The following is a 7,348-nucleotide window of genomic DNA, read 5'->3' on the forward strand; positions in this document are numbered from 1 at the left end:
TAGTCCATATATTCTTTCAATATCATCATAGATATCATAAACATAAAGTACAGATAGATACATTCGTATCAAGAAAGTTTTATAAAGAATCATAAAAACTTTTTAAAATACGATCATCCATTTATTGTTTGGCAAATAAGATACAATTGATTTATAATCAATATTTATCACCCCCAACAAATATATTCAACATTAACTATTTTCTTCATTCATTCGCTTTTAGAAAGAAGCACTATTGATCAACTTCATCCATAATAGGATAAAGAATATGTAAAAACTCCAATGCACTTCTAAACATTTTTGTTTTATTCTTTTGAATCCAGGTAATTTCCCCTTGCCAAGAATAATTTTGTCTATACATGATTTTAACCAAAAAAATATTTTTCGTATTTTCCAAATTCATAAAAGATGTTTTCAAGTTTTCTTCCATGATTTGAGAATCTATAGTTTTATATTCTAATTGATTCATCATCTTTCGATGTCTTATATTAAATGTTCTATATTTGACATTACACTTTGGCACATGACAATCTTGCATAATTTGATCCATTGTCAAAATTAATTCTGTCAAACCATGAAATCCAACACTATTCTTTAAATAAGGGCAATAAAGATAACCTATGATATTTTCATTTTCACAAGGTGATAGTGATATTGTAAAATAGATATATCGTTCCATATAACTCATAGACAAATTCACACCCCCTTCTCACTAAGGAACGAAAAAGTAGACAAAAAGTTCGCAAGAAAAAGACTGTTTTTCCCACGGATTCTTCCTTGTTTTTATTATAAATAAAAAGAATGAAAAAGCCTACTTTTTTAATCAAATGTTTAAAAAACACTGCACCGTGTGACCAACAATGTGACCAAATCATAAAAAAATGGAATATAAGTTCTATATTTCAAACATTAACAAGAAAAATATCACTTCAATCAATCAGATTAAACATAATAAAAAGAAAGGTTCATTGAGTTTTTACCTTTCTTTATTATTGATGAAATAATCTGTTAATATATTTTCTTCTTATATTCAATATCCACTATACCATTATAAACATAAGTTTTTATCAATGATAATCTTGTTTCCTGATCAAAATCTTCAAATAAGCGTGTTCCTTTTCCAATTAATGTTGGAATCATAGAAATATGATATTCATCAATCATATTAGCCTGAATTAAAGGTGTAATCAATTGTTGACCACCACAAATCCAAATATCTTTTCCAGATTCCTGTTTTATTTTTTGAACTAATGAACAAATATCTTCAGATGTGACAATGACATGATCTGATGATAACTGAGTCAAAGATGATAAAACATAAATCTTTAATCCTTGATGAATCCAATATTGATTGACTTTCTTTCCTATCATACGAAAAGCTTTTTCACTCATAATAACACTATCAACATGTTTTAATAAATGATGATAACTTTCTGTTTTTTCATCTGTAGGATTATCACCATGTAACCAATCTATACGTCCATGTTGATCGGTGATATATCCATCTAAACTCATTGTAATATACAAAATGACTTTTCTCACTATCATCCTTACTTTCTTTTTATTTTTTATGGTGATATGGGTAAATCCATTGAATAGTTTGAATCAGATAAGGTTCACATAGTAAGACAATGAATGTTGTCATCATATTATAAAATGTATGCATATTGGCTATTTGATGGAGGGGTGATAATGGTGTCCATCCTGCAATCCAATCGGCGAGAGGAATTATCTGCGAAATGACTAAAAAACTAATAGCTCCTACAACATTAAAAAGAAAATGAAACAATGCTAGACGTTTTCCATTGCGTGATCCTTTTAAAGAAGCAAGAAAACCTGTTATACACGTTCCTAAATCAAAACCTAGAATCAGATAAACAGCCTGATGAAAAGAAATCAACTGTTTAGAAGCGAGAATTTGTAAAATACCAATAGATGCTGATGAACTTTGAATCAAAGCTGTAAACAACATACCGATACAGACACCCCATATTGGATTTTGAATATGCATTAAAGCATTCACAAATGTGGATGAGTGTTGTAGGGGCAACATGGATTGAGCCATCATTTCAAGTCCCATAAATAATAGTCCTAAAGCCATCATCACTTGTCCACATAGATGCTTGATGCCATGACTTATCAGATATAAACATACGCCTACAAAGGCTAACAATGGCGCAAACATGCCAATATCTAAAGCGATCATCTGTCCTGTTATAGTTGTCCCAATATTAGCTCCCATCATAACCCAGATAGCTCTTTTTAATGACATAATATGAGCATTTAAAAATCCAATGAGAATAACACTCATAGCAGATGAACTTTGAATCAGGCATGTCAACAATGTCCCTACACCAATAGCTTTCCACTTATGATTGGTCAGTTTTAATAAAAAGATTTCTATTCTTTCTCCCAGTCCTTCTGTTAATCCTTCTGATAACAGTTCCATGCCAAACAGAAATAATGCCAATCCTCCTAACAGTCCTAAATAATGAGAAATCGTCATGGCTTCACACCCCTTTATTATCATATATGATAACAAAGAAAAAATTTGTAAAATCTTTATCGGTTTTCATGCTGCATAATTCTCTTAATATCATCACCAATACGTAAATTCTTGAAAAGTTCCCCAATAAAAACGACATATGACAATAATAGTGGCGAAAAAATCATACCAATCAGACCAAAAAGATCTCCAAAGAAAGTCAATGCTATTAAAAGAAGAATAGGATGTAAATGAATGCCTTTAGAAAATAAATAAGGTTGTAAATAAGAAGATTCTAAATATTGTAAAACCATAATCACAATAAGAGATGCATAACCAAGATGCTGATCAATAAAGAATTCATAAATAACAACTGGTATGCCACCAATATAAGGTCCTACATAAGGAATGAGATTTGTAAGTGATAAAAATAATGCAATCCAAACTGCAAAATTCTGATTTATAAAAAAGAAAGGAATAAAGCACATCAAAAAGAAGAAGAAAAAATCTAAAATCATTGATTTCATAAACTGATATGTTGTGAGTTTTAATTTTTTTAATGTCTGCATACAGATACCTTGTTTTTCAAAAGGAAAATAGACAATGGCTTTTTCAATTAAATGAAGATTATCATAAGATAAATAAAATGAAATGCCTAATGCTATAAAAATATTTCCAACCCAGTAAATGACTGTCTGTGTCCAACCATTAAACATATCTATAAAATAATCAATGACCTGATATTCTTCTAAAAAACGAATAAAAGTAGAAAAAATAGGATTGACCATAATCTGACTATCACAGATACAATGATAAAAAATAAGACACTGATCTAATAAATAAGGGATTAAAAAATAACAGCTTAAAATAAAAAACAATGAAAAAGATAAATATAAGTGTGTTACAACAACTTTTCTAGAAAGGCGATCACTGGTAAAATAATCAATCAGGGGATCAATAAGAAAATGAAAAAACAATGCAATAATAACAGGAAAAATCAATTGAAAAATATAAATCAATAATGATCCTATACGAAATAAAGTATAAACATAATAAAGTAAAATAGCACAAATACAAAAAATGATGAGAGAACGTGCGATATTGTTTCTTTTCATTTCAACCTCCACGACAAGAAAAGGACTACAATGAGTCCTTTTGTACTTCTTAAAGTTGTTCCTTAATCGCTTTTTTGGCTTTATGAACAGTATGTTCGATGTTATCGGCACATGGCATATCACTCATCATAATCATTGCCGCAGCAACAATTCCTGCCGAGAAAAAAGCAACAGCTAATTTTGACATGATTATTCACTCCTTTAAAAGTACAATCTTAGTATGTCCTGATTATTCAAAATCATACAAAGAAATTTCAGGAGTTTCGTTCATTCTTGAAATCAATGTCGTTTTCCTTCGATCATCTTGTTCTCGACTAATTCCATATTGAAAAGCCTGATGATTTCCTAAAAACCATAAAGACTGTTTTGCTCGTGTTAATCCTGTATAAATCAGATTCTTTTTCAACATAATATAATAGTCTTTTAAAACAGGCATAATGACAATTTTAAATTCATTTCCCTGTGATTTATGTACACTCATGCAATAAGCATGTGTCAATGTATAAAATTCCTGTGGCGTATATTCAACAATAGTTCCATCAAAATCAACAATCATCATATCTGATAAATATTCAAAATTATCTTTATAACAGATTTCTACCAATGTTCCTATATCACCATTAAAAACATTATCTTCAATACGATTTTTTAACTGTAAAATCTTATCGCCTTCTCTAAATAAACGTTTACCCACACGCAGTTCATTTTTAAATCCATCTTGAGGATTAAATAATTCCTGTAGACAATCATTTAAAGCATCAATACCAGCAACACCATTATACATTGGTGCTAAAACTTGTATATCATGCACATCATAGCCATCTTCTAATGCTTTTGTGACTAATACACGTACATACTTGACAACATCATAGGCGGCACATGTTTGAAAATGAATATCCTGATACTTTGAAAATAAAGTTTCATCATATTGATTATTGCGAATACTATGGGCTAATTGAACAATACCACTTTCTTTGGATTGACGATATATATGATGTAAAGCAATGGTTGGGATACGCTGACAACTGATGAGATCATTTAAAACACGACCAGGTGCCACAGATGGCAATTGCTGATCATCTCCAATCAAAAGAATTTGACTGACTTTTTGACAAGCTAACAAAAGATGTGAAAACAATAAAGAATCGACCATTGAAAACTCATCAATGATCAATAAATCCACATCTAATGGATTTTTCTCATTAATCGCAAAAGTATTTGTATGTAAATCCCATTTCAATAAACGATGAATGGTACAAGCTTCCACTCCTGTCACTTCAGTCAAACGTTTAGCTGCTCTACCAGTTGGTGCAACAACAGCTAATTTTTGATCAGGATTTAAACGCTGATAGATTTTAATCATAGCATTGACAATCGTTGTTTTTCCAGTTCCTGGCCCACCTGTAATAATCATAGCTGACTGTTTTAAAAAGAGTGTCATCGCTTCTTTTTGAAAATGATCATATTGAATAGATAACTCTGTTTCTAAATCTGCAATAATGGTATCAATTTCCTGCTGATCATATTCATACAAAGGCGCATGAAGCCATTTTTGAAAGATTTTTGATATTTGTATTTCACTTTGATATAAATCATAAGGATAATAACGATCATCTTCCTGAATAATTTTACGTTGTTCAAGAACATCCTGCAAAGCTGTTTCAAAACTTTCATCATCAATTTGAGGAATATAGCGATGAAATCTTTTCACGATAGCCTCAAAGTTATGATATGTACTTCCATCTTGAAAACAGGCTTCTTTTAAAGCATAAACAATAGCTGCCTGAATACGATGATGATCATGTTGATCAACACCTATTTTCAATGCCAGATCATCTGCCGTTTTAAAACCAATTCCATCAATATCATCAATTAACTGATAAGGATTATTCTGTAAGATATCCAATGTTTTTTCCTGATAGACAGCTTGAATTAAAGCCAGATGACGTGTCGAAATACCATGCCCCATGAAAAACATCAAAACTTCCTGATCAAAATCCTGGGAATTTAACACACCTGCAATCGTTTCACGTTTGGTTTCATTCATACCACGAACATGATCTAAAACATGCTTATCTTCTTTAATCTTACTTAATGCATCTTGACCTAAAGCTTCCACAATAGCACTGGCCTGTTTTTCACCAATCCCTTTAAATAAAGGACTAGATAAATAGCGAATGATTTCACTTTCCTCATTCGCTAAAACAATCTCATAAGATTGAATCTGAAATTGTTTCCCATATTTAGGATGAATCACATAATCACCCTGAAAATGATATTTATCCTGTAGATTTACATAACTCATATAACCCGTTGCTAGAATTGGTTTATCTTCCTGTTCACTATCAATCAGACAGACAATAAACTTTGTATCCTCACTATAAAACCTAATACGTTTAATAATTCCCGTATATTCTAACATTATAAGTATGTAATCTCCTTATCATCTTTATACACTTTATCAATCGTTCCTCCACCAAGACAAACATCACCCTGATAAAAGACTGCGGCCTGACCAGGCGTTACAGCTTTGACAGGTTGTTTGAATGTCACATAAAGTGTTGTTTCATCAACAAAATGAATCGAAACTTCATTATCTTTTTGACGATATCTAAATTTGGCTGTGCAATCATATTCTCCCGATGGTTTTTGACTACCGATCCAATTGACATCCGTAATCAAAGCACCTTCGCTCATTAACCATTGATTCTGATCTCCTTGGCACACATATAAAATATTATCATCATACTTTTTACCCACAACAAACCAGGCATCACCTGGACCACCAATACCTAAACCTTTACGTTGTCCAATTGTATAATACATAATGCCCTGATGTTCACCGACAACTTGACCAGTTTCAATATCTACCATCTTTCCAGCTTTGGCTGGAATATAATTTTTCAAGAACTCTCTAAAATCTCTTTCTCCAATAAAACAGATTCCTGTACTGTCTTTTTTATGAGCCACTGGCAAATTTAAATCTTCCGCCAATTGTCTGACTTCTGGTTTGGTCATATTTCCAATTGGAAATAATGAAGACTGTAGTTGAGATTGATTTAACTGACATAAAAAGTATGTCTGATCTTTATTAGAATCAATGCCTCTTAACATGATAGAATCTTGTCCATCATGATGTTCCACACGTGCATAATGTCCTGTCGCAATATAATCGGCCTCAATAGATTTGGCATAATCTAAAAAAGCTTTAAATTTAATATGTTTATTGCATAAAATATCAGGATTAGGCGTTCTCCCTTTGGCATACTCTTCTAAAAAATATGTAAAAACATGATCCCAATATTCCTTAATAAAATCAACACGTCTTAATTCTATTCCTAAATGCTCAGCGATCTTTTTTGCATCATTATAATCTTTTTCCTGTGGACAGATATCATCATCATTTGTTGGATTTCCTAAAATATCATTATTTAATGATGAATCCCAGTTACGCATAAAAACGCCAATAACTTCATAACCTTGTTGCTTTAAAACATAAGCTGCAACTGCACTATCTACACCACCACTTAAACCTAATACAACTCTTTGTTTCATAGACGCCTCCTTCTTGCATATTCTATCATTTTCTTCAACAATTATAAAGTAAAAATAATGGAATACTCATATAAAATAGAGTAGAGGGAAGAAATTAATCTTCGCCCCTCTCATTGCACTTATCCCGAATTATTGATTATCCCGAAAAACAGGTTTTTCCAATGAAAAATCAAGTAAAATTCGGGATAATTTT

At 31.2% G+C, this 7,348-nt stretch carries 7 protein-coding genes; all 7 read right to left on the bottom strand.

Translation table 11 applies throughout. The features are described from left to right. Nucleotides 1-232: 232 nt before the first annotated feature. The 7 genes from B5E79_RS13650 to mnmA all read right to left on the bottom strand — a co-directional run bounded on the left by B5E79_RS13650 (nucleotide 233) and on the right by mnmA (nucleotide 7,155). Nucleotides 233-688: a hypothetical protein gene (locus B5E79_RS13650; protein WP_206393130.1), complete on the bottom strand. Its 456-nt coding sequence runs from the start codon at nucleotides 686-688 to the stop codon at nucleotides 233-235. Between the two features lie 320 nt (nucleotides 689-1,008). After that, nucleotides 1,009-1,548, bottom strand: coding sequence for a dihydrofolate reductase family protein (locus B5E79_RS04890; RefSeq protein WP_087297173.1), 540 nt, complete (start codon nucleotides 1,546-1,548; stop codon nucleotides 1,009-1,011). A 13-nt stretch (nucleotides 1,549-1,561) separates the two neighbouring features. Further along, nucleotides 1,562-2,506 carry a Na/Pi cotransporter family protein gene (locus B5E79_RS04895; protein ID WP_087297174.1) on the bottom strand — a complete coding sequence of 315 codons (945 nt, stop codon included), beginning with the start codon at nucleotides 2,504-2,506 and terminating at the stop codon, nucleotides 1,562-1,564. Nucleotides 2,507-2,562: 56 nt separating this feature from the next. After that, nucleotides 2,563-3,600, bottom strand: a complete 1,038-nt coding sequence (locus tag B5E79_RS04900; protein WP_087297175.1) for an AI-2E family transporter — start codon at nucleotides 3,598-3,600, stop codon at nucleotides 2,563-2,565. Between the two features lie 49 nt (nucleotides 3,601-3,649). Further along, nucleotides 3,650-3,787 (bottom strand): hypothetical protein, encoded by a 138-nt coding sequence (locus B5E79_RS13460; RefSeq protein ID WP_158093958.1) that lies wholly within the window; start codon nucleotides 3,785-3,787, stop codon nucleotides 3,650-3,652. Nucleotides 3,788-3,829: 42 nt separating this feature from the next. Beyond that, nucleotides 3,830-6,022, bottom strand: a complete 2,193-nt coding sequence (gene recD2 / locus B5E79_RS04905) for an SF1B family DNA helicase RecD2 (protein WP_087297176.1) — start codon at nucleotides 6,020-6,022, stop codon at nucleotides 3,830-3,832. Further along, complete coding sequence (gene mnmA, locus B5E79_RS04910; RefSeq protein ID WP_087297177.1) at nucleotides 6,022-7,155, bottom strand: tRNA 2-thiouridine(34) synthase MnmA; 1,134 nt, start codon at nucleotides 7,153-7,155, stop codon at nucleotides 6,022-6,024. Before mnmA ends, recD2 begins: the two co-directional genes overlap by 1 nt. Nucleotides 7,156-7,348: the final 193 nt, after the last annotated feature.

It is taken from the genome of Massilimicrobiota sp. An134, from assembly GCF_002160815.1.
GTDB classification, from domain to species: domain Bacteria; phylum Bacillota_I; class Bacilli_A; order Erysipelotrichales; family Coprobacillaceae; genus Allocoprobacillus; species Allocoprobacillus merdigallinarum.

What these genes read in the sequence shown, in the direction of transcription:
- mnmA (WP_087297177.1), bottom strand. Translation starts at nt 7,155, where the DNA reads ATGAAACAAAGAGTTGTATTAGGTTTAAGTGGTGGTGTAGATAGTGCA.
- recD2 (WP_087297176.1), bottom strand. Translation starts at nt 6,022, where the DNA reads ATGTTAGAATATACGGGAATTATTAAACGTATTAGGTTTTATAGTGAG.
- B5E79_RS04890 (WP_087297173.1), bottom strand. Translation starts at nt 1,548, where the DNA reads ATGATAGTGAGAAAAGTCATTTTGTATATTACAATGAGTTTAGATGGA.
- B5E79_RS13650 (WP_206393130.1), bottom strand. Translation starts at nt 688, where the DNA reads ATGAGTTATATGGAACGATATATCTATTTTACAATATCACTATCACCT.
- B5E79_RS04900 (WP_087297175.1), bottom strand. Translation starts at nt 3,600, where the DNA reads ATGAAAAGAAACAATATCGCACGTTCTCTCATCATTTTTTGTATTTGT.
- B5E79_RS04895 (WP_087297174.1), bottom strand. Translation starts at nt 2,506, where the DNA reads ATGACGATTTCTCATTATTTAGGACTGTTAGGAGGATTGGCATTATTT.
- B5E79_RS13460 (WP_158093958.1), bottom strand. Translation starts at nt 3,787, where the DNA reads ATGTCAAAATTAGCTGTTGCTTTTTTCTCGGCAGGAATTGTTGCTGCG.